The sequence below is a fragment of the Streptomyces sp. NPDC031670 genome (assembly GCF_055580545.1).
Genome location: NZ_JBVILC010000007.1, coordinates 63,994 through 88,872 on the forward strand (window position 1 = coordinate 63,994; position 24,879 = coordinate 88,872).

General features: G+C 73.0%; 19 protein-coding genes. 18 read left to right on the forward strand and 1 reads right to left on the reverse strand.

The features are described from left to right. Positions 1 to 367 precede the first annotated feature (367 nt). The 8 genes from ACZ5ID_RS15405 to ACZ5ID_RS15440 all read left to right on the forward strand — a co-directional run bounded on the left by ACZ5ID_RS15405 (position 368) and on the right by ACZ5ID_RS15440 (position 10,202). The gene (locus ACZ5ID_RS15405; RefSeq protein ID WP_468897569.1) at positions 368 to 1,699 is read left to right on the forward strand and encodes an MFS transporter; all 1,332 of its coding nucleotides are present in this window, start codon (positions 368 to 370) and stop codon (positions 1,697 to 1,699) included. 123 nt (positions 1,700 to 1,822) lie between these two features. Continuing rightward, complete coding sequence (locus ACZ5ID_RS15410) at positions 1,823 to 2,962, forward strand: uroporphyrinogen-III synthase (protein ID WP_468897571.1); 1,140 nt, start codon at positions 1,823 to 1,825, stop codon at positions 2,960 to 2,962. 135 nt (positions 2,963 to 3,097) lie between these two features. After that, complete coding sequence (locus ACZ5ID_RS15415; RefSeq protein WP_406554293.1) at positions 3,098 to 3,664, forward strand: CGNR zinc finger domain-containing protein; 567 nt, start codon at positions 3,098 to 3,100, stop codon at positions 3,662 to 3,664. 190 nt (positions 3,665 to 3,854) lie between these two features. Beyond that, positions 3,855 to 4,418, forward strand: a complete 564-nt coding sequence (locus ACZ5ID_RS15420) for a sigma-70 family RNA polymerase sigma factor (RefSeq protein ID WP_101388525.1) — start codon at positions 3,855 to 3,857, stop codon at positions 4,416 to 4,418. Continuing rightward, positions 4,415 to 5,173 carry an anti-sigma factor family protein gene (locus tag ACZ5ID_RS15425; protein ID WP_468897573.1) on the forward strand — a complete coding sequence of 253 codons (759 nt, stop codon included), beginning with the start codon at positions 4,415 to 4,417 and terminating at the stop codon, positions 5,171 to 5,173. Before ACZ5ID_RS15420 ends, ACZ5ID_RS15425 begins: the two co-directional genes overlap by 4 nt. Positions 5,174 to 5,245: 72 nt before the next feature. Further along, entirely contained in the window at positions 5,246 to 7,708 is a 2,463-nt protein-coding gene (locus ACZ5ID_RS15430; RefSeq protein ID WP_468897574.1) for a HelD family protein, read from the forward strand. 430 nt (positions 7,709 to 8,138) lie between these two features. After that, positions 8,139 to 9,557 carry an NAD-dependent malic enzyme gene (locus ACZ5ID_RS15435; RefSeq protein WP_468897576.1) on the forward strand — a complete coding sequence of 473 codons (1,419 nt, stop codon included), beginning with the start codon at positions 8,139 to 8,141 and terminating at the stop codon, positions 9,555 to 9,557. A gap of 363 nt (positions 9,558 to 9,920) precedes the next feature. Continuing rightward, complete coding sequence (locus ACZ5ID_RS15440) at positions 9,921 to 10,202, forward strand: HU family DNA-binding protein (RefSeq protein WP_015033921.1); 282 nt, start codon at positions 9,921 to 9,923, stop codon at positions 10,200 to 10,202. A gap of 523 nt (positions 10,203 to 10,725) precedes the next feature. On the opposite strand, the gene murA is transcribed toward ACZ5ID_RS15440, so the two are convergent. Beyond that, positions 10,726 to 12,066, reverse strand: coding sequence for a UDP-N-acetylglucosamine 1-carboxyvinyltransferase (gene murA / locus ACZ5ID_RS15445; protein ID WP_468897577.1), 1,341 nt, complete (start codon positions 12,064 to 12,066; stop codon positions 10,726 to 10,728). Between the two features lie 231 nt (positions 12,067 to 12,297). Here murA and ACZ5ID_RS15450 point away from each other — a divergent pair, with 231 nt between their 5' ends. The 10 genes from ACZ5ID_RS15450 (at position 12,298) to ACZ5ID_RS15495 (ending at position 24,875) form a co-directional block, all read left to right on the forward strand. Continuing rightward, positions 12,298 to 12,858 (forward strand): YqgE/AlgH family protein, encoded by a 561-nt coding sequence (locus ACZ5ID_RS15450; protein WP_358837677.1) that lies wholly within the window; start codon positions 12,298 to 12,300, stop codon positions 12,856 to 12,858. 30 nt (positions 12,859 to 12,888) lie between these two features. Continuing rightward, positions 12,889 to 13,185: a DUF3039 domain-containing protein gene (locus tag ACZ5ID_RS15455; protein WP_468897578.1), complete on the forward strand. Its 297-nt coding sequence runs from the start codon at positions 12,889 to 12,891 to the stop codon at positions 13,183 to 13,185. Positions 13,186 to 13,350: 165 nt separating this feature from the next. Beyond that, on the forward strand, positions 13,351 to 15,006 hold the full coding sequence (locus ACZ5ID_RS15460; protein ID WP_468897580.1) for a beta-N-acetylhexosaminidase: 1,656 nt from the start codon (positions 13,351 to 13,353) through the stop codon (positions 15,004 to 15,006). 278 nt (positions 15,007 to 15,284) lie between these two features. Continuing rightward, entirely contained in the window at positions 15,285 to 16,184 is a 900-nt protein-coding gene (locus ACZ5ID_RS15465) for an FAD binding domain-containing protein (RefSeq protein ID WP_468897581.1), read from the forward strand. Continuing rightward, entirely contained in the window at positions 16,181 to 18,145 is a 1,965-nt protein-coding gene (locus ACZ5ID_RS15470) for a (2Fe-2S)-binding protein (RefSeq protein WP_468897582.1), read from the forward strand. The genes ACZ5ID_RS15465 and ACZ5ID_RS15470 overlap by 4 nt, the downstream gene beginning before the upstream one ends. Then, positions 18,142 to 20,481 (forward strand): xanthine dehydrogenase family protein molybdopterin-binding subunit, encoded by a 2,340-nt coding sequence (locus ACZ5ID_RS15475; RefSeq protein WP_468897583.1) that lies wholly within the window; start codon positions 18,142 to 18,144, stop codon positions 20,479 to 20,481. The genes ACZ5ID_RS15470 and ACZ5ID_RS15475 overlap by 4 nt, the downstream gene beginning before the upstream one ends. Positions 20,482 to 20,730: 249 nt before the next feature. Next, positions 20,731 to 21,270 (forward strand): hypothetical protein, encoded by a 540-nt coding sequence (locus ACZ5ID_RS15480; RefSeq protein WP_468897585.1) that lies wholly within the window; start codon positions 20,731 to 20,733, stop codon positions 21,268 to 21,270. Between the two features lie 108 nt (positions 21,271 to 21,378). Continuing rightward, on the forward strand, positions 21,379 to 22,989 hold the full coding sequence (locus ACZ5ID_RS15485; protein ID WP_468897587.1) for a WXG100 family type VII secretion target: 1,611 nt from the start codon (positions 21,379 to 21,381) through the stop codon (positions 22,987 to 22,989). A gap of 60 nt (positions 22,990 to 23,049) precedes the next feature. After that, positions 23,050 to 24,234, forward strand: coding sequence for a type VII secretion-associated serine protease mycosin (gene mycP, locus ACZ5ID_RS15490; RefSeq protein WP_468897589.1), 1,185 nt, complete (start codon positions 23,050 to 23,052; stop codon positions 24,232 to 24,234). Between the two features lie 215 nt (positions 24,235 to 24,449). Continuing rightward, on the forward strand, positions 24,450 to 24,875 hold the full coding sequence (locus ACZ5ID_RS15495; protein WP_468897591.1) for a hypothetical protein: 426 nt from the start codon (positions 24,450 to 24,452) through the stop codon (positions 24,873 to 24,875). Positions 24,876 to 24,879 lie beyond the last annotated feature (4 nt).

Here is a 24,879-nt window from a genome sequence, read left to right on the forward strand (position 1 = left end):
GCCACCACCCGGCCGATCGCGGTACCCGAGGGCCCGGACCCATGCGTCCGGGCCCTCGTGCTGTGGCCGCCCCCGCTCCCACCCCCCTGTGCGACTGCGGACCCCACCCGTTCCCGCCCCACCCCCCTTCCCCCCAGGATCACCCCGTACAGGCGTGCTCACACAGCAGGGACCGATGCCGTGAGGGCGGGGGGCGAGGGCGGCGGCCTCACCGCATCCATTCACCCCCCGTGAACACAAGGTTGCGCGGCGGTCACGCGGCGGCACGGGGGTGAAATGCGGTCTCCCTACCGTCGGTGTCCGGAACCAGCCGGCGGTGACGGTCCCGTGCGCCGCAGCGCTACGACCCGTCGATCAGGGAGGCGTCATGAAAGGCCGTTGGATCGAGGAGTGGGATCCCGAGGACGAGGTGTTCTGGGAGCGGACCGGGGAGCGGATCGCCCGGCGGAACCTGTGGTTCTCGGTGTTCTCCGAGCACATCGGGTTCTCCATCTGGACCATGTGGTCGGTGATGGTGCTGTTCATGGGGCCCGCCTACCACGTCGACCCCGCGGGGAAGTTCTTCCTGATCTCGACCGCCACCGCCGTCGGAGCGGTCGTACGGATTCCCTACACCTTCGCCGTCGCCAAGTTCGGTGGCCGGAACTGGACCATCTTCAGCGCGCTGTCGCTGCTGGTGCCCGCGGGCGCCGCCTTCGCCGTGATGGAGCCCGGCACCTCGTACACCACCTTCATGCTCGTCGCCGCCCTCGCCGGTATCGGCGGCGGGAACTTCGCCTCCTCCATGACCAATATCAACTCCTTCTTCCCGCTGCGGAAGAAGGGGTGGGCCCTCGGGCTCAACGCGGGCGGCGGCAACATCGGGGTGCCCGTCGTGCAGCTCATCGGGCTGCTCGTCATCGGGACCGCGGGGGCCACGCACCCGCGGATCGTGCTCGGGGTGTACGTGCCGCTCATCGTGGCCGCGGCGCTCGGGGCCGCGCTGAAGATGGACAACCTCGCGCCCGTGAAGAACGACACCGGCGCCGCCCTGGAGGCCGTACGCGACCGGCACACCTGGATCATGGCGTTCCTGTACGTCGGGACCTTCGGGTCGTTCATCGGCTACAGCTTCGCCTTCGGGCTCGTCCTGCAGACCCAGTTCGGGCGCACCCCGCTCCAGGCCGCCTCCCTCACCTTCATCGGGCCGCTGCTCGGCTCGGTGATCCGGCCCATCGGCGGCTCGCTCGCCGACCGGGTCGGCGGCGCGCGGATCACCCTGTGGACGTTCGCCGCGATGGCCGCCGCGACCGGGGTCGTGATCTTCGCTTCCGTACAGAAGTCCCTCGGGGTCTTCCTCGTCGGCTTCATCGCGCTCTTCGTGCTCAGCGGACTCGGCAACGGCTCCACGTACAAGATGATCCCGGCGATCTTCCAGGCCAGGGCCGTCTCCGAGGGCATGGCGGGCGAGGCCGCGGCGGCGTACGGACGGCGGCTCTCCGGGGCCGCCATGGGGCTGATCGGCGCCGTCGGGGCGCTCGGCGGCCTCGGGATCAACCTCGCCTTCCGCCAGTCGTTCATGACGGGCGGCACCGGAACCGCCGCCTTCGTCTCCTTCCTCGCCTTCTACGCGGCGTGTTTCACGACCACTTGGGCGGTATACCTTCGCCGCCCGGTCCGGGCACGGACACCCTCCGAACCCGTATACGCCGAGGTCTAATAGGTCACACGGACCCTTGCGCGCCGCCCCCGCCGTAACGCGGGGGACACGCGCGCGAACCGAGCCTGTCACGCGGGGTTGGCAGGCTCGGGCCAGCCGCCGCACCACCCCGGTTGGAGAGCCATGGTCGACACACAGCACGGACCCCTCGCCGGGTTCACGGTCGGCGTCACCGCCGCCCGCCGCGCCGACGAGCTGGGGGCGCTCCTGCAGCGGCGCGGCGCCGCCGTGGTGCAGGCGCCCGCCCTGCGGATCGTGCCGCTCGCCAACGACGGCGAGCTGCTCTCGGCCACCAAGGAGCTGATCGACGAGCCGCCGCACATCGTCATCGCCACCACCGCGATCGGCTTCCGGGGCTGGGTGGAGGCCGCCGACGGCTGGGGGCTCGGCGAGTCGCTGCTCACCCGGCTCGGCGCCACCGAGCTGCTGGCGCGGGGGCCGAAGGCCAAGGGCGCGATACGGGCGGCCGGGCTCACCGAGGAGTGGTCGCCCTCGTCCGACTCGATGGCCGAGGTCCTGGACCGGCTCCTGGAGCAGGGCGTCGAGGGCCGCCGGATCGCCGTGCAGCTGCACGGGGAGCCGCTGCCGGGCTTCGTGGAGGCGCTGCGGGCCGGGGGCGCCCAGGTCGTCGGCGTTCCCGTCTACCGGTGGCTGCCGCCCGAGGACCTCGGCCCGCTCGACCGGCTGCTCGACCTCACCCTGACCCGCGGGGTGGACGCGCTCACCTTCACCAGCGCGCCCGCCGCCGCCTCCCTCTTCTCCCGGGCCGAGGAGCGCGGGCAGCTCCCCGAGCTGCTGCGCGCCCTCGACCGGGACGTGCTGGCCGCGTGCGTCGGGCCGGTCACCGCGCTGCCGCTCCAGGCGCGCGGGATCAAGACGGTCTCGCCCGAGCGGTTCCGGCTCGGGCCGCTGGTCCAGCTCCTCTGCTGCGAACTGCCCGCCCGGGCGCGGGCCCTGCCCATCGCCGGACGCCGGGTGGAGATCCGCGGCCACGCCGTCCTGGTCGACGGCGAGGTGCGGCCCGTCCCGCCCGCCGGGATGTCGCTGCTGCGCGCCCTCGCCCAGCAGCCCGGCTGGGTCGTCTCGCGGGCCGACCTGCTCCGGGCGCTGCCGGGCTCGGGCACCGACGAGCACGCCGTGGAGACCGCGATGACCCGGCTGCGTACGGCCCTGGGCGCCCCCAAGCTCATCCAGACCGTGGTCAAGCGCGGTTACCGGCTCGCCCTCGACCCGGCGGCCGACGCGAAGTACGCCGACGGCTGAGGAGCGGCCGGACCCAGGCACCGCCCCCCGGGCGCGGGCCGGTCCGGCCGCGCCGGCAGGAGGGCTTCCGGCGCCGCCGCCGGGCGGGCACTCTGGGGGTACGGCACGCACCGGCAACCCCCAAGGCGGTGGCGCATGTTGCGGTTCGACTCCGGGCGGATCTGTCTGGATCTGGTGGCGACCGGGGCGTACGACAGTGATCAGCTGGACAGCGCCGGGCGGCTGCGGCAGTGGCTCGTCGGCGCCGGGCTCGTGCCGCCGGGCACCCCGCTCCCGGAGGCGGACGGGCGGTGGCTGGCGCGCTTCGCCGACCTGCGCGAGCACATCGGGCAGCTGGTCGACGCCGAGCTCGGCGGGCGCGGCGGGGCGGCCACCGCGGCGCTGGAGCGGGTCAACGCCCTGGCCGCCGCCGCACCCCCGGGCGTACGTGCGATCCGCGGCGCCGACGGGCGGCTGGTGCGCGGCCTCAGCGGCGCCCCCGACTGCACCGCGCTGCTCGCCGTGGTGGCCCGGGACGCGGTGGAGCTGCTCACCGACCCGCAGGACCGGTCCCGGCTGCGCCGGTGCGAGGGCGACAACTGCTTCCGGCTCTATCTGGACACCTCCCGCGGGCGCCGCCGGCGCTGGTGCTCCAGCGAGGTGTGCGGCAACCGGGAGCGGGTGGCACGCCACCGGCGGCGCACGGCCGCCGCGGCTCTGTGAGACCCAGGGCGTGGTGCGAAAGTCCGGTCTGCCCCGCGACGCCCGGCACGCCCGGCGGCTGGTCAGCCCGGCCGACGGTCAGCCAAACATTTCTCGCCCGGCGTTTGAATGGTTACGGACAACCGCCCGTATGGAGAGGTGAGCCGGAACGCGACCCGCGCGCCGGCCGGGTCTCGACCGGGAGGTTCTGGTGCGCAAGGATGCCGCCGTGGCCGATGACCGTCCGCAAGGCGCCCGGCACCGCTCCGTCCCCGACGAGGAGCTGATGCGGGCGCTCTACCGCGAACACGCGGGCCCGCTGCTCGCGTATGTGCTCCGTCTCGTCGCCGGCGACCGCCAGCGGGCCGAGGACGTCGTGCAGGAGACGCTCATCCGTGCCTGGAAGAACGCCGGTCAGCTCAACAGAGCGACCGGTTCGGTCCGCCCCTGGCTGGTGACGGTCGCACGGCGCATCGTCATCGACGGCCACCGCAGCCGGCAGGCCCGGCCGCAGGAGGTCGATCCGTCGCCGCTGGAGGTCATGCCCGCGGAGGACGAGATCGACAAGGCGCTGTGGCTGATGACGCTCTCTGACGCGCTCGACGACCTGACACCCGCACATCGCGAGGCGTTGGTCGAGACGTACTTCAAAGGACGTACGGTCAATGAAGCGGCCGAAGTGCTGGGCGTGCCGAGCGGGACCGTCAGGTCCCGGGTGTTCTACGCCCTGCGGTCCATGAAACTCGCCTTGGAGGAACGGGGGGTGACGGCATGAGCACACCGGAGTACCAGTCCGAGCACGAGGCGGTCGCCGCGTACGCGCTCGGCATCCTCGACGACGCCGAGGCCACCGCCTTCGAGGCCCATCTCGCGGGCTGCGACCTGTGCGCGGCCGAGCTCGACCGGCTCGGCGGTCTGGAACCGCTCCTCGCCACCCTGAAGGAGTTCCCGGGCCCCGCCACCAGGCCGCTGCGCCCGGCGCCGCCGAGCATGAGCGAGCGGCTCATCGACGAGGTGGCGGCGCGCCGGGCCAGGCGCAGGCGCCGCACCACGTACCTGGTGGCGGCAGCCGCCGCGCTGATCGTGGGCGGCCCGGCGATCGCCGTGGTGGCCACCTCCGACGGCGGTACGCACCAGAGCGCGACCGTCGAGCCGCACCCGACCAGCCCGGCCGAGGACGCGTTCTTCAACCACATGACCCAGAAGGTGGCGGCGACCGACGCGACGACCGGCGTCACCGCCACCGTCGGCACCGAGAAGAAGGGCTGGGGCACCCACACCGTCCTCCAGCTGAAGAACGTGAAGGGCCCGCTCAAGTGCAGCCTCATCGCGATCGGCCGCGACGGCGAGCAGGAGACCGTGACGACCTGGGCGGTGCCCACGTGGGGGTACGGGATCAAGGACAGCCCGCACAAGGAGGCGGAGTACCCGCTCTATGTGCACGGCGGTACCGCCATGAACCGGGACCAGATTGACCATTTCGAGGTCCGGACCCTCGACGGCAAGGCCCTGGTGGACGTTCCGGCCTGACCGGTGACCGGCCGAGCGGCCGGTCACCGCCTGACAGACCCGCCCCCTTGGCGTACGGTTGACGGCTGCCCAATGCACGTCAGAAGGGGGCCCCCGGTGGCCGCGCAGGAAGCCGCTGTCGACTCGGTCAGAGACCGTGAGACCGGAGTCGAACAGGAACACCTGGACAGGGTGTACCGCCGCCTGGAGGAGAAGATCCACGAGGCGGAGTTCCTGATGAACGACGCCGCCCAGCGCGGCCAGGTGGGAACGCCCGGAGCCCTGGCGGAACGGGACGCCCAGGTCTTCCGGGCCGGGATCCACCTCAACCGCCTCAACAACGAGTTCGAGGACTTCCTCTTCGGCCGGATCGACCTCCTGCTCGGCCAGGACGGCAAGAAGGGCCCCGACGGGGCCTACACGGCCGTGGAGCCCGCCGAGGGGGCCGTACGGGAGGACGAGAGCGGCAAGTACGCCGAGATCGCCGAAACGCTCCACATCGGCCGTATCGGCGTCCTCGACTCCGACTACGCGCCGCTGGTCATCGACTGGCGCGCGCCCGCCGCCGCGCCGTTCTACCGCTCCACCCCGGTCGACCCGGGCCGGGTGGTGCGCCGGCGCGTCATCCGCTCCAAGGGCCGCAAGGTGCTCGGCGTCGAGGACGACCTGATGCGCCCGGAGCTCACCGCGACGCTCGACGGCGCCGAGCTGGCGGTGGTCGGCGACGGCGCCCTGATGGCCGCGCTCGGCCAGGCCCGCAGCCACACCATGCGGGACATCGTGGCGTCCATCCAGGCCGAGCAGGACCTGGTGATCCGGGCGCCCGCCGCGTCCGTCACGTATGTGGAGGGCGGGCCCGGCACCGGCAAGACCGCCGTCGCGCTGCACCGCGCCGCGTACCTGCTCTACCAGGACCGCCGCCGGTACGCGGGCGGCATCCTGATCGTCTCCCCGACCCCGCTGCTCGTGGCGTACACCGAGGGCGTGCTGCCCTCGCTCGGCGAGGAGGGCCAGGTGGCGATCCGGGCGGTCGGCAGCCTGGTCGACGGCGCCGAGGCCACGGCGTACGACGAGCCGGCCGTCGCCCGGATCAAGGGCTCCTCCCGGATGCTCCACGTGCTGCGCAAGGCGGCGCGCGGAGCCCTGGAGACCGCCGATCCGGCACGCGCCAGGACCCGGCGGGGCCACCCCGCCCGGGACAACGGCCAGCTCGCCCTCGGCGAGGAGGCCGGGCAGGGCGGTGAGGCCGGAAAGGGCGGGGAGGGCGGCGAGAAGGCCGCCGGGACGGCAGTCACCCCCACCCGGCTGCGGGTCGTCGCCTTCGGGCGGCGCGTCGAGCTGGAGGCCGAGGAGCTCCGCCGCATCCGGCACGCGGCGCTGTCCGGCACCGCGCCGGTCAACCTGCTGCGCCCGCGCGCCCGCAAGCTGCTGCTGGACGCCCTGTGGAGCAGATCGGGCGCGGCCGGCCGCCACACGGACCCGGAGCTGGCCGCCGAGCTGCGCTCGTCCTTCGACGACGACATCACCTCCGAGGACGCCTTCATCGCGTTCCTGGACGCCTGGTGGCCCGAGCTCACCCCGCGCGGGGTGCTCGCGGCGATGGGCGACGAGCGGCGCCTGGGCCGCTGGGCCCGGCGGGTCCTGACGCCCGGCGAGACCCGGCGCCTGGCCCGTTCCCTCTCCCGGTTGGACGCGAGCGGCCAGGGGCCCCTGTCGGTGCACGACGTGGCGCTCCTGGACGAGCTCCAGACGCTGCTCGGCACCCCGGCCAAGCCCCGCAGGAAGCGCGAGTACGACCCGCTGGACGCGCTCACCGGCCTGGAGGAGCTGATGCCGCAGCGCGAGGAGACCCAGCGCGAGCGCGCCGAGCGGCTGGCCCAGGAGCGCACCGAGTACGCCCATGTGATCGTCGACGAGGCGCAGGACCTCACGCCGATGCAGTGGCGCATGGTCGGCCGCCGGGGCCGCACGGCCACCTGGACGGTCGTCGGGGACCCGGCCCAGTCGTCCTGGTCCGACCCGGACGAGGCCGCCGCCGCGCGCGACGAGGCGCTGGGCTCGCGCCCGCGCCGCCGCTTCGAGCTGACGGTGAACTACCGCAACCCGGCCGAGATCGCCGAGCTGGCGGCCCGGGTGCTGGCGCTGGCGATGCCGGGGATGAAGTCCCCGGCGGCGGTCCGCTCCACCGGCGTCGAGCCGCGTTTCGCGGTGGCCGGTCCCGATCTCGCCCAGTCGGTGCGGGAGGAGGCGGCCCGGCTGCTGGAGCAGGTCGACGGCACGGTGGGCGTGGTCGTCGCGATGCGTCGCCGCGAACAGGCGGCGCGCTGGCTGGCGGGCCTGGGGGAGCGGGTGGTGGCGCTCGGCAGCCTGGAGGCGAAGGGGCTGGAGTACGATGCGACGGTGGTGGTCTCCCCGGCGGAGATCGCCGACGAGTCGCCCGCCGGACTGCGCGTGCTGTACGTGGCGCTCACCCGGGCGACCCAGCAGCTCACCGTGGTCTCGGGCCAGGGCGACGAGCCGGACGCGGACGGGGTGCCGGACCTGCTCCGGGACTGAGCGGCGGGACCCACCCGGGACCACCCGGAATGTCCGGAACGCCGGACTCCCCGGAAAATCCGCCGAAGTCAACCCGCGATGGTCGAATCACTTGCCGGAGTGGTTTGTTAGCCTGGTTACGGCACCGGCTCGATCCAAGCCCCCGGGCCCAACCTTAGTCGCTTCGAGCGACCACTTGCCGCGAGGCGAGCATGGCGGGCCGGTGTCTTCACGTGAGCGACAGGCCCACGTCATCTCCGGATGGCGTGGGCCTGTTGTGCTGTCCGTGGCTTCCGTCGACCGATCATCTCTCGTATGGTGGAAACTGTTTTCCGGAACGAGGGCCCCGTTACCGGCTACCAGCCGGTAGGTGCGAACATCGGATGGCGCTGCCCGGCGAGAGTCCGGGACGCGCTAGCAAAGAAGCTAGGGAAAGCAGAGGAACCCGGTCATGGCAACGGCGCCCAGCGTCTCGTACTCGATGACGGTCAGGCTGGAGGTGCCCGCCAGCGGAACGGCGGTCTCCCAGCTCACCACGGCCGTGGAGTCCTCCGGCGGTTCGGTCACCGGCCTCGACGTGACCGCCTCCGGCCACGAGAAGCTGCGGATCGACGTCACCATCGCGGCCACCTCCACCGCACACGCCGACGAGATCGTCGGGAAGCTGCGCGGCATCGAGGGCGTCACGCTCGGCAAGGTCTCCGACCGTACGTTCCTGATGCACCTCGGCGGCAAGATCGAGATGGCGTCCAAGCACCCCATCCGCAACCGTGACGACCTCTCGATGATCTACACCCCGGGTGTCGCCCGGGTGTGCATGGCGATCGCCGAGAACCCCGAGGACGCCCGCCGCCTCACCATCAAGCGCAACTCGGTCGCGGTCGTCACCGACGGCTCCGCCGTCCTCGGCCTCGGCAACATCGGCCCCAAGGCCGCGCTGCCGGTCATGGAGGGCAAGGCGGCCCTCTTCAAGCGGTTCGCCGGGATCGACGCCTGGCCGCTCTGCCTGGACACCCAGGACACCGACGAGATCGTCGCGATCGTCAAGGCCATCGCCCCCGGCTTCGCGGGCATCAACCTGGAGGACATCTCCGCCCCGCGCTGCTTCGAGATCGAGGCACGTCTGCGCGAGGCGCTGGACATCCCCGTCTTCCACGACGACCAGCACGGCACCGCGATCGTGGTGCTGGCCGCGCTGACCAACGCGCTGCGCGTGGTGGGCAAGGGCATCGGGGACGTACGGGTCGTCATGTCCGGCGCGGGCGCGGCCGGTACGGCCATCCTGAAGCTGCTGCTGGCGGCCGGTGTGAAGAACGCGGTCGTCGCCGACATCCAGGGCGTCGTCCACTCGGGCCGCGCGGACCTGAACGGCGCCGGCGCCGGCTCCGACATGGCCGCGCTGCGCTGGATCGCCGAGAACACCAACCCGGAGGGCCTGACGGGCTCGCTGCGCGAGGCCGTGGTCGGCGCGGACGTCTTCATCGGCGTCTCCGCCCCCAACGTCCTGAACGGCGACGACGTGGCCGCGATGGCCGAGGGCGCCATCGTCTTCGCGCTCGCGAACCCCGACCCCGAGGTCGACCCGGCCGTCGCCCGCCAGAGCGCGACCGTGGTCGCCACCGGCCGCTCGGACTTCCCGAACCAGATCAACAACGTGCTGGTCTTCCCGGGTGTCTTCCGCGGCCTCCTGGACGCCCAGTCGCGTACGGTCAACACGGACATGATGCTGGCCGCCGCGACGGCGCTCGCCGACGTGGTGACCGAGGACGAGCTCAACCCGAACTACATCATCCCGTCGGTCTTCAACGACAAGGTCGCGGGCGCGGTGGCGGGGGCGGTGCGTACGGCGGCCCAGGCGGCGTCCGCCTGAGCTCCGGCGCGTCGTGGGATGCGGGGCCGTGGAGCCGCCCGTAGGGTGGCGGACCATGAACCGCATCCGCCCCGGCGGTTCCAGCGAGTCTCCAGGGAGTCGACGGAGCGTCACCACGACGGGGGTCTGGCGCTTTTCGTGTGACTCCGAAGGGTGCCGGATTGGCTTTACCGCCACAGGTGGGGGCAGGATGCTCCCCCAAGGACTTCGTCCAGGGGGGACCCCCAGGACGCGAGGTCGTGCACACGGACCCGGGTCCGGGGACTGTCCGAGGGCCCTGGCAGCATCGGTTTCGCTGAACCCAACATGCGGCTTCCGCCGCGTGGCACGCCTCACAGGCAAGAAGAACACGGGAGTAAGAACATGAACCGCAGTGAGCTGGTGGCCGCGCTGGCCGACCGCGCCGAGGTGACCCGCAAGGACGCCGACGCCGTTCTGGCCGCTCTCGCCGAGACCGTCGGCGAGGTCGTCGCCAAGGGCGACGAGAAGGTCACCATCCCCGGCTTCCTGACGTTCGAGCGCACCCACCGTGCCGCTCGTACCGCTCGTAACCCGCAGACCGGCGACCCGATCGACATCCCGGCCGGTTACAGCGTCAAGGTCTCCGCGGGCTCGAAGCTCAAGGAAGCCGCGAAGGGCAAGTAAGCGCCCCTGAGCAGGCCGCTTAGCTGAAAGACAAGGGCGGCCACCCCCGTGGAGGGGGGTGGCCGCCCTTCGTCGCACCCGGGGCCGCCCGCTGCCCTTGCCGGGGGTTCGTCTGCGGGCCGGTGGGTGGCCGGTCGCGCAGTTCCCCGCGCCCCTAAGCCGCCCGGGGGTTCGTCTGCGGGCCGGTGGGTGGCTGGTCGCGCAGTTCCCCGCGCCCCTGATCGGCCCGGGGGTTCGTCTGCGGGCCGGTGGGTGGCTGGTCGCGCAGTTCCCCGCGCCCCCAAGCCGCCCGGGGTCGTCTGTCGGTTGTCTGTGGCCGGTCGCGCGGTTCCCCGCGCCCCCAGGTGCTCAGGGGCGCGGGGAACTGCGCGCGCAACCCAGCACGGTCCGCAGACGAAAGCATCCGGGGCCGGGCCGAAGGCTCCGGGGCGGGGCCGGGGCGCAGCGCCCGGAAACGACTCCGCCCCCTCCCGGCCCCCGGAGGGTTTAGGGAAGGGGCGGGGTGGGGGACAACCCCCCGGACTCAGCTCAGCGCACCGTTCGGCAGCTCCACCTTCGCCCCCAGCTCCACCAGCTTCTCCATGAAGTTCTCGTAGCCACGGTTGATCAGATCGATCCCGTGCACCCGCGACGTCCCCTGCGCCGCCAGCGCCGCGATCAGGTACGAGAACCCGCCCCGCAGGTCGGGAATGACCAGATCCGCGCCCTGGAGCTTCGTGGGCCCGCTCACGACCGCCGAGTGCAGGAAGTTGCGCTGTCCGAAGCGGCAGTCCGAGCCGCCCAGGCACTCCCGGTACAGCTGGATGTGCGCGCCCATCTGGTTGAGCGCCGACGTGAAGCCGAGCCGCGACTCGTACACCGTCTCGTGGACGATCGACAGCCCCGTGGCCTGCGTCAGGGCCACGACCAGCGGCTGCTGCCAGTCGGTCTGGAAGCCGGGGTGGACGTCCGTCTCCAGCGCGATCGACTTCAGCTGACCGCCGGGGTGCCAGAAGCGAATGCCCTCGTCGTCGATCTCGAAGGCGCCGCCGACCTTCCGGTACGTGTTCAGGAACGTCATCATCGAGCGCTGCTGCGCGCCGCGGACGTAGATGTTGCCCTCGGTCGCCAGCGCGGCCGACGCCCAGGAGGCGGCCTCCAGCCGGTCCGAGAGGGCGCGGTGGGTGTACCCGCCGAGCTTGTCGACACCGGTGATCCGGATCGTCCGGTCCGTGTCCATGGCGATGATCGCGCCCATCTTCTGCAGTACGCAGATGAGGTCCTCGATCTCGGGCTCCACGGCCGCGTTGGAGAGCTCGGTCACACCTTCGGCCAGCACGGCCGTGAGCAGCACCTGCTCGGTCGCGCCCACCGACGGGTACGGCAGCCGGATCTTGGTGCCGCGCAGCCGCTGCGGCGCCTCCAGGTACTGGCCGTCCGCGCGCTTCTCGATCGTCGCGCCGAACTGCCGCAGCACCTCGAAGTGGAAGTCGATCGGCCGGCCGCCGATGTCGCAGCCGCCCAGGCCAGGGATGAAGGCGTGGCCGAGGCGGTGCAGCAGCGGGCCGCAGAGCAGGATCGGGATGCGGGAGGACCCCGCGTGCGCGTCGATGTCCGCGACGTTCGCGCTCTCGACGTGCGACGGGTCGAGCACCAGCTCACCCGGCTCCTCACCGGGGCGGACCGTCACGCCGTGCAGCTGCAGCAGGCCGCGTACGACGCGCACGTCACGGATGTCGGGCACATTGCGCAGCCGGCTCGGACCGCTGCCGAGCAGGGCGGCGACCATCGCCTTCGGCACGAGGTTCTTCGCGCCGCGAACGCGGATCTCGCCCTCCAGCGGGGTGCCGCCGTGGACAAGCAGTACATCGTCTGTGCCGGTCATGTATCTCGCGTTCCGGAATCGTCGGGCAGGGGGCCAGAGAAAAGGGTAAGGGGCTTCTACCCATGTCCTGTATGGCCAAGGGGGGTTCGCAAGCGTAATGAATTCGCCACAACACGCTCCGTTCGGGCCCGTTCGGCGCAGGGTCACCATCGGGGCCGGCCGGACGAGCCGGTGCGCCCCATTGCTGCCGTGCGCTCCCCCTCGGGGCCCAAGATGCGGGATCATGTCGGCATGACCGAGGTGTCCTCGCTCACAGGGCGGCTGCTCGTCGCCACCCCCGCCCTCGCGGATCCGAACTTCGACCGCGCGGTGGTGCTGCTCCTCGACCACGACGAGGAGGGCTCGCTCGGCGTGGTCCTCAACCGTCCGACCCCGGTGGGTGTCGGCGACATCCTGGAGCCGTGGGCGTCCCTCGCCGGTGAGCCCGGCGTGGTCTTCCAGGGCGGCCCGGTGTCGCTGGACTCCGCGCTCGGCGTCGCCGTCATCCCCGGCGACGAGGGCCCCCTCGGCTGGCGCCGGGTGTACGGGGCGATCGGCCTGGTCGACCTGGAGGCGCCGCCGGAGCTGCTCGCCGCGGCCCTCGGCTCGCTGCGGATCTTCGCCGGGTACGCGGGCTGGGGACCGGGCCAGCTGGAGGCCGAGCTGACGGACGGGGCCTGGTACGTGGTGGAGTCCGAACCCGGTGACGTCTCCTCGCCGGAGCCGGAGTCCCTGTGGCGTGCGGTGCTGCGCCGGCAGCGCAGCGAGCTGGCGATGGTGGCGACGTACCCGGACGACCCTTCGCTGAACTGATGCCGCCGCGCTTCAGTACGCTAGGAACTTATGAGCACTCTTGAGCCCGAGCGCGGGGCAGGTACGGGGACCCTCGTCGAGCCGACGCCGCAGGTGTCGAACGGCGACGGCGACCACGAGCGCTTCGCCCACTACGTCCAGAAGGACAAGATCATGGCGAGCGCGCTCGACGGCACCCCCGTCGTCGCGCTCTGCGGCAAGGTCTGGGTGCCGGGCCGCGACCCGAAGAAGTACCCGGTGTGCCCCATGTGCAAGGAGATCTACGAGTCCATGGGCGCGGGTGGCGACAAGGACAAGGGCGGCAAGGACGGCAAGGGCGGGAAGTAGCGCCCCCTTCGGGCTGCGGTGCGCCGTCGTCCGCGGACCGTGCCGGATAGCGGCGCGACCAGCCGCAGGCGGCCCGCCCCGCGGGCCCCGCGCCCGCACAGGCGGCCCTCCCTCGCATGAGTAGCCCCCGCAGGCCCCCGCGCCGCCGGGGCTACCGTGTGCCCCATGCCCCTGGACTTGGTGGATCTCGTTCCGGCGCCCGTCTCCGTGGAACACGGGGAGGGCGCCTTCGTCCTGCGGGAGGCGACCGCGCTCGCGGCCGGCCCCGGCACCGAGGGCGTGGCCCACTGGCTGCGGTCCGTCCTCGGCGCGGCGCTCGCCCGCCCGCTGCCGCCGGGGGAGCCCGGCGCCCCGGACACCGTGACCCTGCGCCTCGACGCGGCCCTCGCCCCCGAGGCGTACCGGCTCACCGTGGGGACGGCGGCGGTCGAGCTCGTCGGCGGCGGCCCGGCCGGGGTGTTCTGGGGTGCGCAGACCTTCCGTCAGCTGCTCGGCCCCGACGCGTACCGCAAAGCGTGCGCGGACCCGGGCGCGGAGCGCGCCGTCGCCCGCCAAGTCGTCCAGGACGCGCCCCGGTTCGCCTGGCGCGGCCTGATGCTGGACGTTTCACGCCACTTCATGCCGAAGGACGGCGTGCTGCGCTACCTGGATCTGCTCGCCGCGCACAAGCTGAACGTCTTCCACTTCCACCTCACCGACGACCAGGGCTGGCGCGTGGAGATCAAGCGCTTCCCCCGGCTCACGGAGGTCGGCGCCTGGCGCTCGCGGACCAAGTACGGCCATCGCGCCTCGCCGTTGTGGACCGAGGAGCCGCACGGCGGCTTCTACACCCAGGACGACATCCGCGAGATCGTCACGTACGCCGCCGAGCGGCATATCTCGGTGGTTCCGGAAATCGACATCCCCGGCCACTCGCAGGCGGCCATCGCCGCATACCCGGAACTGGGCAACACCGACGTCATCGACACCACCCGCCTCTCCGTCTGGGACACCTGGGGCGTCAGTCCGAACGTACTCGCCCCCACTGACAACACCCTCCGCTTCTACGAGGGCGTGCTGGAGGAGGTGTTGCGGCTCTTCCCCGCCGCCACGTCGCCGTTCGTCCACATCGGCGGCGACGAGTGCCCCAGGGACCAGTGGAAGGCGTCCCCGGCCGCGCGGGCGCGCATCGAGGAGCTGGGGCTCGCCGGTGAGGACGAGCTCCAGTCGTGGTTCATCCGCCACTTCGACCGCTGGCTCACCGAGCGGGGCCGCCGCCTCATCGGCTGGGACGAGATCCTGGAAGGCGGTCTGGCGCCCGGCGCCGCCGTCTCCTCCTGGCGCGGCTACGCGGGCGGCATCGAGGCCGCCCGGGCCGGTCACGACGTGGTCATGTGCCCCGAGCAGCACGTCTACTTGGACCACCGGCAGGCCGACGGCCCCGACGAGCCGATGCCGATCGGATACGTACGGACGTTGGAGGACGTCTACCGCTTCGAGCCCGTTCCCCCCGAGCTGACGCAGGCCGAGGCGCGGCACGTACTGGGCACTCAGGCCAATGTCTGGACCGAGGTGATGCGGGACCAGGGGCGCGTGGACTACCAGGTGTTCCCCCGGCTCGCGGCGTTCGCCGAGGTGGCGTGGTCGGCGCTGCCCGCCCCCGCCGCGCGCGACTTCGCCGGGTTCGAGCGCCGAATGCGCGCCCACTACGCGCGACTTGACGCCCTCGGTGTCGGCTACCGGCCGCCCGGCGGCCCGTTGCCCTGGCAGAAGCGCCCGGCCCCCGAAAACATGGAAGGCGGCCTCGGACGCCCGATCGACGGGTCGCCCCCAAACGTGTGAGCCGAGCGGCAAGACGGTGACCGGCCGTCCGCGACCCTGGAACGGTGATCCGTGACGTCTCGTACGGATAAGTCGTACAACCACCGTGAATCCGGACCATTCCCCTGGTCGGGGACGGAACTGCCCTTCGCGGACCCTCGCGTCGAGCGGCTCGGAAGATGTGCCAGAGTTGCCACGTCCGGGCTGTGAGCACGTACCGTACGGCCAACGCGCAGCAACACAGCCACACACTGGCGGGACAGTCGGGACGGCCGGGACACCGGGAAGGGGCAGCTGGGTTGACCACGCACGCACCGCAGGCGGCGCAGTCGGTGACACTGCCGGCCTCGCTCGACGAGGCCGTGGCGGCGCTCGCCGCCATGCCCGCCGCCGTGCCCGTCGCGGGCGGCACCGATCTGATGGCGGCGGTGAACCGGGGCCTGCTGCGCCCCGCGGGCCTCGTCGGCCTCGGCCGGATCAACGAGATCCGCGGCTGGCAGTACCAGGACGGCCACGCCCTGCTGGGCGCGGGGCTCACGCACGCGCGGATGGGGCGCCCGGACTTCGCGGCGCTCATCCCGGCGCTCGCGGCGGCGGCGCGCGCCGCCGGACCCCCGCAGATCCGCAACGCGGGCACCCTGGGCGGCAACATCGTCACCGCGGCGCCCACCGGCGACGCGCTGCCCGTGCTGGCCGCGCTGGAGGCCACGCTGGTCATCGCGGGCCCCGAGGGCGCCCGCCGGGAGATCCCGGTGTCGCACCTGCTGGCCGGGCGCGAACTGCTGGCCCCCGCCGAACTCATCGGCCATGTCCGCGTGCCCCTGCTGCACGCCCCCCAGGTGTTCCTGAAGGCGACCGGCCGCACCGGCCCCGGCCGCGCCACCGCCTCGGTCGCGGTCGTCCTGGACCCGGCCCGGCGCGGGGTGCGCTGCGCGGTGGGCGCGATCGCGCCGATGCCGCTGCGGCCCCTGGAGGCCGAGCGCTGGATCGCCTCCCTGATCGACTGGGACGGCGAGCGGGCGGCGCTGGCCCCGGAGGCGCTGAGTGCCTTCGGCGAGTACGTGGCCGCCGCCTGCATCCCGGACCCGGCACCGGCGGCCGACGGCACGGAGCCCCCCGCGCTGTCGCCCGCCGTCCTGCACCTGCGGCGCACGGTCGCCGCACTGGCCCGACGAGCACTGGGGAGGGCGCTGTCGTGAGCGACAACCACGGCAACCACGGCAACCGCGGCGACCACGGCGAGCACACTGCCGAAGGAGCACGGGGGACGGGCGGCTGGCAGCCGGTCCCGCAGGGCGGCGAGTACGACGACGGCGCGACCGCCTTCGTCCAGCTGCCCGCCGACCTGGACGCGCTGCTCGGCGGCGACCCGCTGGCCGCGCCCGGGCACGGCTATGTGCCGCCGATGATCGTGCCGTTGACGCCCGCCGCCGCGACCGATCCGGCCTCGACCGGCGCCTGGACCTTCCCGGCGCCGCCGGCCGAGCCGGACCGGGGCGAGAGCCAGGTGCGGTCGGTGCGGTGGCCCGACGCGTCCGCGCACCCGCGGCCCGAGCCGGACCCGCTCAGCGATCCGCTGGGCGAGGCTCCGCGGGACCGGCACGCCACCGGCCAGTGGACGTTTCCGGACGACCCCGCGCTGAACGGACAGCCCAGCGGTCAGTGGACGATCCCGGTCGCCGGTGGTGAACTGCCGGATGAATCGGGCGAATTCAGTACATCCTCTCTGATCGAGCAGTGGGGTACGACCCCTCCGGCGACCCTGCCCGGCGGCGCCGCCGCGCCCTGGGCGACCGAACAGCCGCAGCCGCACCCCGAACCGCACCCCGAGCCGCCGGCCGAGCCCGAGCCCGCCGTGGAGGCGAGCCCCGAGGCCGCCGACGCGCGCGTGGAGGACTTCGCGCAGGCACACCACCAGGCGGCCCTGGACGCCCGCCACCAGGCCTCCCCGGACCTTTCGGCGCCCCTGGACGCCCCGGCGGCCCCCGGGCCCGTACGCGAGGAACCGGTCCTGTCCTGGAACGCGCCCCACCCCGGCGCGACCCTGCCCGGCGGCGCACCCGCGCCCTGGGCGGCGGCGCTGGCGACGGAGGTACGGCAGGAGCTCCCCGAGGAGCGGCACGAGCACGAGCACGGGCGCGAATTCGGGCACGAGCGCGAGGACGTCCGGGCGGAGGGGGAGGCGCCGGACGCCTCCGGCGCCGAGCCGGCCGACGCGGAGCCGGTCGCCGTTCCGCTGCCGGCCGCCGAGCCGATGCCCGGGACCGGGCACGCGGACCGGCGTCCCGTCCACGTGGACGAGCTTCCCGGCCACGCCGATGAGCTTCCCCTCCACGCCGAGCCGGCCCAGCCGCTCCCGGAGGCCGAGCCCGAGCCGCAGCCGGAGCCCGAGCTCGTCCCGGAACCGGCCTCCGTACAGGAAGCGGCACCGGCCCCCGAGCCGGGCCCCGTATCCGCGCTCCACCCCGAACCCGTATCCGCGCTCCACCCCGAGCCCGAGCCGCAGCTGCCGCCCGCCGCCGACCTGGAGCACCCCCGCGCCTCCTACGTCCTGCGCGTCAACGGCACCGACCGCCCCGTCACCGAGGCGTGGGTCGGCGAGTCGCTGCTCTATGTGCTGCGCGAGCGCCTGGGGCTCGCCGGGGCCAAGGACGGCTGCTCGCAGGGCGAGTGCGGCGCGTGCAACGTGCAGGTGGACGGCCGTCTCGTGGCCTCCTGCCTGGTGCCCGCCGCCACGACCGCGGGCTCCGAGGTACGGACGGTCGAGGGCCTCGCCACCGACGGCGAACCCTCCGACGTCCAGCGCGCGCTGGCCGCGTGCGGGGCCGTGCAGTGCGGTTTCTGCATCCCCGGCATGGCCATGACCCTCCACGACCTGCTGGAGGGCAACCACGCGCCGACCGAGCTGGAGACCCGGCAGGCGCTCTGCGGCAACCTGTGCCGCTGCTCCGGCTACCGGGGCGTGCTCGACGCCGTACGCGAGGTGGTGGCCGGGCGCGAGGCGCAGACGGCCCCGCCCGGCGACACGGCGGGCCAGCCTTCGGGCCGGCCGGCCGGGCAGCCCGCGGCAACCACCGAAGAAGCCCGTATTCCGCACCAGGCGGGCCCCGGCGCGGGCGGCGTCCAGCCCTCGCACACGCACGACGGAGGCATGGCGTGAGCAACGACGCGGCCACCGCGACGACCGCGGCCACCACGGCGGTCGACGGCGCGGGCACCGGTCCCGAGCAGGCCGCCGTGCCCACCCACGGGCTCGGCGCCCCGCTCCGCCCCGCCGACGCGCGCGCCAAGGCCGAGGGCACCTTCCCGTACGCCTCCGACCTGTGGGCCGAGGGTCTGCTGTGGGCGGCCGTGCTGCGCTCGCCGCACGCCTCGGCCCGGATCGTCTCCATCGACACCTCGGCCGCGGCCGAGATGCCGGGCGTACGGGCCGTGGTGACCCACGCCGACGTGCCCGGTGACGCGGCGCACGGCCGGGGGGTCGCGGACCGCCCGGTCTTCGCCTCCGACGTCGTACGCCACCACGGCGAGCCGATCGCGGCCGTGGCCGCCGACCACCCCGACACGGCCCGGCTGGCGGCGGCGGCCATCGCGGTCGAGTACGAGCTGCTGGAACCGGTCACCGACCCGGAGAAGGCGTTCGGCGCCGAACCGCTGCACCCCGACGGCAATCTGATCCGCCACATCCCGCTCCAGTACGGCGACCCGGACGTGACCGGCGAGGTCGTGGTGGAGGGCCTGTACCGGATCGGCCGCCAGGACCCGGCGCCGATCGGCGCCGAGGCCGGGCTCGCGGTGCCGCGCCCCGACGGCGGCGTGGAGATCTACACCGCCTCCACCGACCCGCACGCCGACCGGGACCTCGCGGCGGCGTGCTTCGGCCTGGACCCGGAGCGCGTGAAGGTGGTCGTCACGGGCGTGCCCGGCGCCACCGGCGACCGCGAGGACCTGGGCTTCCAGCTGCCGCTGGGCCTGCTCGCGCTGCGCACCGGCTGCCCGGTGAAGCTGACGGCGACCCGCGAGGAATCCTTCCTGGGCCACGCCCACCGCCACCCCACCCTGCTGCGCTACCGCCACCACGCGGACGCGGAGGGCCGCCTGGTCAAGGTGGAGGCGCAGATCCTTCTGGACGCGGGCGCGTACGCGGAGGCGTCGTCCGAGTCGCTGGCCGCCGCGGTGGCCTTCGCCTGCGGCCCGTACGTGGTCCCGCACGCCTTCGTCGAAGGCTGGGCGGTCCGTACGAACAACCCGCCCTCCGGCCACGTCCGGGGCGAGGGCGCGATGCAGGTGTGCGCGGCCTACGAGGGCCAGATGGACAAGCTGGCGGCCAAGCTGGGCCTGGACCCGGCGGAGCTGCGTCTGCGCAACGTCCTGGCGACGGGCGACCTGCTCCCGACCGGCCAGACGGTGACGTGCCCGGCCCCCGTGGCCGAACTGCTCACGGCCGTACGGGACTTCCCCCTGCCCACCCTCCCCAAGGACGCCCCGGAGGACGACTGGCTGCTGCCGGGCGGCCCCGAGGGCGCGGGCGAGCCGGGCGCGGTGCGCCGGGGCGTCGGCTACGCCGTCGGCATGGTGCACATGCTCGGCGCCGAGGGCACGGACGAGGTGTCGACGGCCACGGTCAAGGTGCACGACGGCGTGGCCACGGTGATCTGCGCGGCGGTCGACACCGGCCAGGGCTTCACGACGCTGGCCCGCCAGATCGTCCAGGAGACGCTGGGCATCGAGGAGGTCCACGTGGCCCCCGTCGACACGGACCAGCCCCCTGCGGGCCCGGCGTCGCACGGCCGCCACACCTGGGTGTCCGGGGGAGCGGTGGAGCGGGCGGCGAAGATGGTCCGCACGCAGCTGCTCCAGCCGCTGGCGCACAAGTTCGGCATGTCCACGGAGCTGCTCCAGATCGCCGACGGCAAGATCACGTCGTACGACGGCGTGCTGTCCACGACGGTCACCGAGGCGATGGACGGCAAGGAGCTCTGGGCCACGGCCCAGTGCCGCCCGCACCCCACCGAGCCCCTGGACGAGACGGGCCAGGGCGACGCCTTCGTGGGCCTGGCGTTCTGCGCGATCCGCGCGGTGGTGGACGTGGACATCGAGATCGGCTCGGTCCGCGTGGTGGAGCTGGCGGTGGCCCAGGACGTGGGCCGCGTCCTCAACCCCGCGCAGCTTGCGGCCCGTATCGAGGCGGGCGTGACCCAGGGCGTGGGCGCGGCGCTGACGGAGAACCTCCGCACGGCCCGCGGCCTGGTCCGCCACCCCGACCTGACGGGCTACGCCCTTCCCACGGCCCTGGACGCCCCCGACATCCGCATCGTGAAGCTGGTGGAGGAGCGCGACGTGGTGGCCCCCTTCGGCGCGAAGGCGGCGAGCGCGGTCCCGGTGGTGACGAGCCCGGCGGCGATCGCCTCGGCGGTCCGCGCGGCAACGGGCCGCCCGGTCAACCGCCTCCCGATCCGCCCGCAGGCGGCGGTGGTGACGGCGGGGAACCCGTAGGGGGCTGACGGGCTGAGGGGTGGCGCGCTGACGAGCTGAGGGGTGGCGCGCTGAGGGGCCGGGCGGGACGAGACCGATGCGTCCCGCCCGGTTTTGTCGTGGGACGGGAACCCATCCGGTCACAGACGTGTCCTCGCAAGAGAAGCGATCGGTCAAGACCGAAAGCAGAGGGAGGAGTTCAGTCTGTCAGCGGTGCTGACTACAGTTACTTTCGGAGCTGTACGGGGAACGGCGAACGGGGAGGCGACTGTGGCGCAGGACGGCAGCGGGGGCGCGGCGCCCGGAATGGACGCGCTGGTGCCGGTGCTCGGGATGATGCCCGGGTTCGGGGCGGCGGCCGGTGCCGCCGTGGCGGCGGCGGCGGACATGGCCCGCGAGGCCGAGTCGATGCTCACGTTCAAGAAGCGGGTCGACGCGCTGCTCACCGAGCTCAACGAGTCCGAGGCGTCCTCGGTGAAGATCGGCGCGGACCGACTGGCCAAGTCGGAGCTGGGACCGGACTCCTTCAAGGAGAGCGCGTTCCTGTACGGGGTGTACGAGGTCGTCCACGAGCAGATCAGCCAGCTCTCCAAGGCGCTGAGCATGCAGATCGAGGGCCTGTGCATCGCCGTACTGGCGGCGGAGAACGGGTACGACGGCGTGGACGCGGACGTCCGCGACCGTATGCGCACGATCAGTGACGAGCTGCACAAGCAGTACGACGCGTACGGGCCGGGGACGGCCCCGGGCACGTCGCCGCAGGCCACCGGGCCCGCGCCGGACAAGGGCGCGACGGGCGGCACGATCTGATGGACGCGGCGGACGAGGCGGACGAGGCGGCCAACGACGCGGCGTACGCGGCGCTCGCCGCGTACGTGACGGGGGACGACGGGAGTCGGGGAATGGTGGTGCGACGGGATGGCTGAGAACAAGGGCCGCAGCAGTGAGGGCGCGCAGGGGGCGCAGGGCGCGCCGAAGACGCCGCCGGTGGAGCGTACGGACTTCGAGTCCAAGTCCCACCAGGAACTGTGGACCATGGTCCAGGGGATGAAGGGCGACTCCGCCCACGGCCTGGCCCAGAAGCTGGCGAAGGCGGCCACGACGATCACGAAGATCGGCGACGACCTCAAGCTGCACATGAGCAGGGTGGTCTGGCAGGGCGAGGGCGCGAAGGCGTTCACGGACTGGGGCCACGACGCGGCCATGGCCACGCTGGAACTGGGCAAGTACAGCCAGGACGCCTCGGGTTGGCTCGCCTCGGTCTCGCACGCGATCACCCAGGCGAAGTCGGCGGTCCCGGAGTACGACCCGGCCCTCAAACAGCAGGCGACCGACACCCAGAAGCTGTACATCGCGGCCCACCACGACCCCGACGGCCAGAAGGACGCCCGCGACGCGTCGGCGAAGCTGACCGGCCTCAACGAGAAGATGGAGGGGCAGCGGCAGGAGGCGGTGCGCGAGCTGAAGCGGCTCGCGGATGTGTATGTGCAGTCGGGGGAGCAGGTGGCGGGGTTGCGACCGCCGGTGTTTCCGCCGCCGCCGGCGGCTTTCGTGCCGGCGGACGACGGGCGTAATGAGATGACGCATGTGAGTGGCAGCCAGTCGTCCTCGAGTCGGAGCGGCGGTACTTCCACCACCCGGACCGGTGGTCACACGTCCAAGGCCATGGTGACGCCGGACGGCACCACCGTTGCCACAGGGCTGCCGCACACCGTCACTCCGAGTGTGGCGATGCCGACTCCCGTTCATGACCTACCGGTCGCGACGGCGATCGACGGCGTCAACACCCTGCCTCCACCTACCCATGTCACGCCCACCGGGCCGACTGGCACCCCGACCCCGTCACCTGTCGGTAGACCCGACGTCATGCCGACGCCGCCCGTCGGGATCGTCCCGCCCACCTTCACCGGCAGCGGGAAGGTCGGGGTGCCGGAACCGGGCGTCCTGGGCGGTCGGCAGGCGACAGGCGGTCTCCGTGGCCCCGGGCTTCCCGGGCGCGGCACTGTGGGGGGCCTGCCCCCGAGCGCGCTGCCGCGAGAGCCCGGCATCGTCGGCGGCCGACCCGTACCGCCCGGTGAAGGCCGGCCCACGAGCGGCATCCCCCGGGGCACCGTCGTCGGCGACGAGGGCCGACAGGGCCTCAGAGGCACTCAGGGCATGCAGGGCCGTCCGCCGATGGGCCAGGGCGCGGGTGGCCATGTGGGCGGCGGCGGAGGCCGGGGAGGCTTCTCCGGTGGACGCCGTCTGGCGGGCGAGCCCGGCGGCATCGTCGGTGGGCGCCCGACCGAGCCGGGCGCCCGGAGCGGCCGTCCGTTCACGGAGGGCGGCTCGGGTCTCGTACGCAACGGCACGGCCGAAGGTGAATCGCGAGCCGGTCGTTCCGGCGGCCGAGGGATGATTCCGCCCGGTACGCACGGCCCCGCCGGGCGCCGCGACGAGCGCGAGGGCGAGCGCCCGGACTACCTCACCGAGGACGAGGAGACCTGGCAGCAGAGCGACCGCCGTATCGTGCCGCCTGTAATCGACTGAGCCCTACGAAGGAAGCGCATGCCTACCAGCAGCCATCGGGTAACGAGGCACGGCCGTGCCGTGTCCCTCCTCTTGGGAACGCTGCTGGTGGGCGTTGCCGCCGCCACGCCCGCGCAAGCCGACACGGTCCGCGAGCGGCAGTGGCATCTCGACGCCATGCAGGCGGAGGAGATGTGGAAGACCAGCACGGGCAAGGGGATCACGGTCGCGGTCATCGACAGCGGCGTGGAAGGCGATTTGCCGGACCTGCAAGGGCAGGTGCTGCCCGGAATCGACCTCTCCAAGCAGCAGGGGGACGCCCAGACCGACTACAAGGGGCATGGAACCGCCATGGCCTCCTTGATCGCCGGAACGGGCAAGAGGTCGGGCGGTAACGGGGCCTACGGTTTGGCGCCCGGCGTGAAAATCCTGCCGATTCGCATGCCCCCGTCGGACGAAGGGTCGAAGCTCAGGGACGTCGCCAAGTTCGTCCAGAAGTTGAGCGAAGCCATTCGCTCCGCCGCGGACCACGACGCCAAGGTGATCAATATTTCGCTGGGCGCGGAGCAAGGGTCGGATGAGCTCACCAGCGCCGTGAAGTACGCCTCCAGCAAGGGAGCGTTGGTGTTCGCCTCCGTCGGCAACAGCGGCGACAAGGGCAATCATGTTGAATACCCGGGCGCAACGCCCGGCGTAGTAGGCGTAGCAGCCGTAGACAGGAAGATCGAGGCAACCAAGGAGTCCGAGCACGGCCCGCAGGTCGATCTCGCCGCCCCCGGCGACGAAATGACGGAGGCCTGCGGCGGCGGTACCCAGATCTGCCTCAGCCACGGCACCAGTGACGCCACCGCCCTCGCCTCCGCCTCCGCCGCCCTCATCTGGTCCAAGTACCCCCAGTGGACCAACAACCAGGTCCTGCGCGTCCTGCTCAACACCGCCGGCGGCCCCAAGAACGGGGACAAGCGCAGTGACTACATCGGATACGGCGTCGTCCGTCCCCGCGTCGCCCTGAAGACCCCCGGCGACCCGGGGCCGGCCGACGAGTGGCCGCTGCCCGACCTGGCCCCGGCCGGGACGCCGCAGGGATCCGCCTCCCCGACCCCGACGCCCACCGCCTCGGACAAACCCGCACCCGCCGAGGCCGCCGCGCCCGACTCGGACGACGGGGGCGGTAACACCGGCCTGTGGGTCGGACTCGGCGCGGCGGGTGTCGTCGTGGTGGCGGTGGCGGTCCTGCTCGTACGGTCACGCCGCCGCACCCCGTAAGCCACACGGGCGACACGCACACCACCTACAGCACCTGCAAACCCCAGCACCCACGACCTCGTCAACACACCACCCGCCCCATCCCAGCCATTCAGGGGGGATGAAACGGCCACGTCCTCCCATAGCCGGAGGATGTGCTGGCGCGAAGAGCGGGCCCTCCGTACGGTTTGGGATCGGTAAAGAGTCGTCCGGGGGCGTACGGGGGCAGGGTCCGCATGTCGTTCGAGGAAGAGTGGCGTCAGGCGCAGGAGAGTGCGGCTGCGAACGTGGCGATGCGGCTGAACCGCGTCGACGACGGGCCGGGCGGCCCGGCCGCTGCCGACCTGAGCGTGCGGCGCGACGACCTCGGTGTGGTCGGCGGGGACGCCTTCAAGCTCCACGACGGGCTCAGGCGCGACGGCAATCACGCCCGCGAATCCACCGGGGCCGCGGCGACCGCGCTCACCGCCCGCAACTTCACCTGCGGCGCCGAACTCGCGAAGGTCCGCGCCAAGTGGGACACCCAGCTGCGTACCCTCAGCGACGCCTGCGCGCAGATCTCCAACCATCTCGACTACTCGATGGCCGCGCACGCCAAGGACGACGAGCGCGTCGGGGGCGAGCTCCTTGCGGTGTCGCGGATCGACGAATACCTGAAGTAGACGA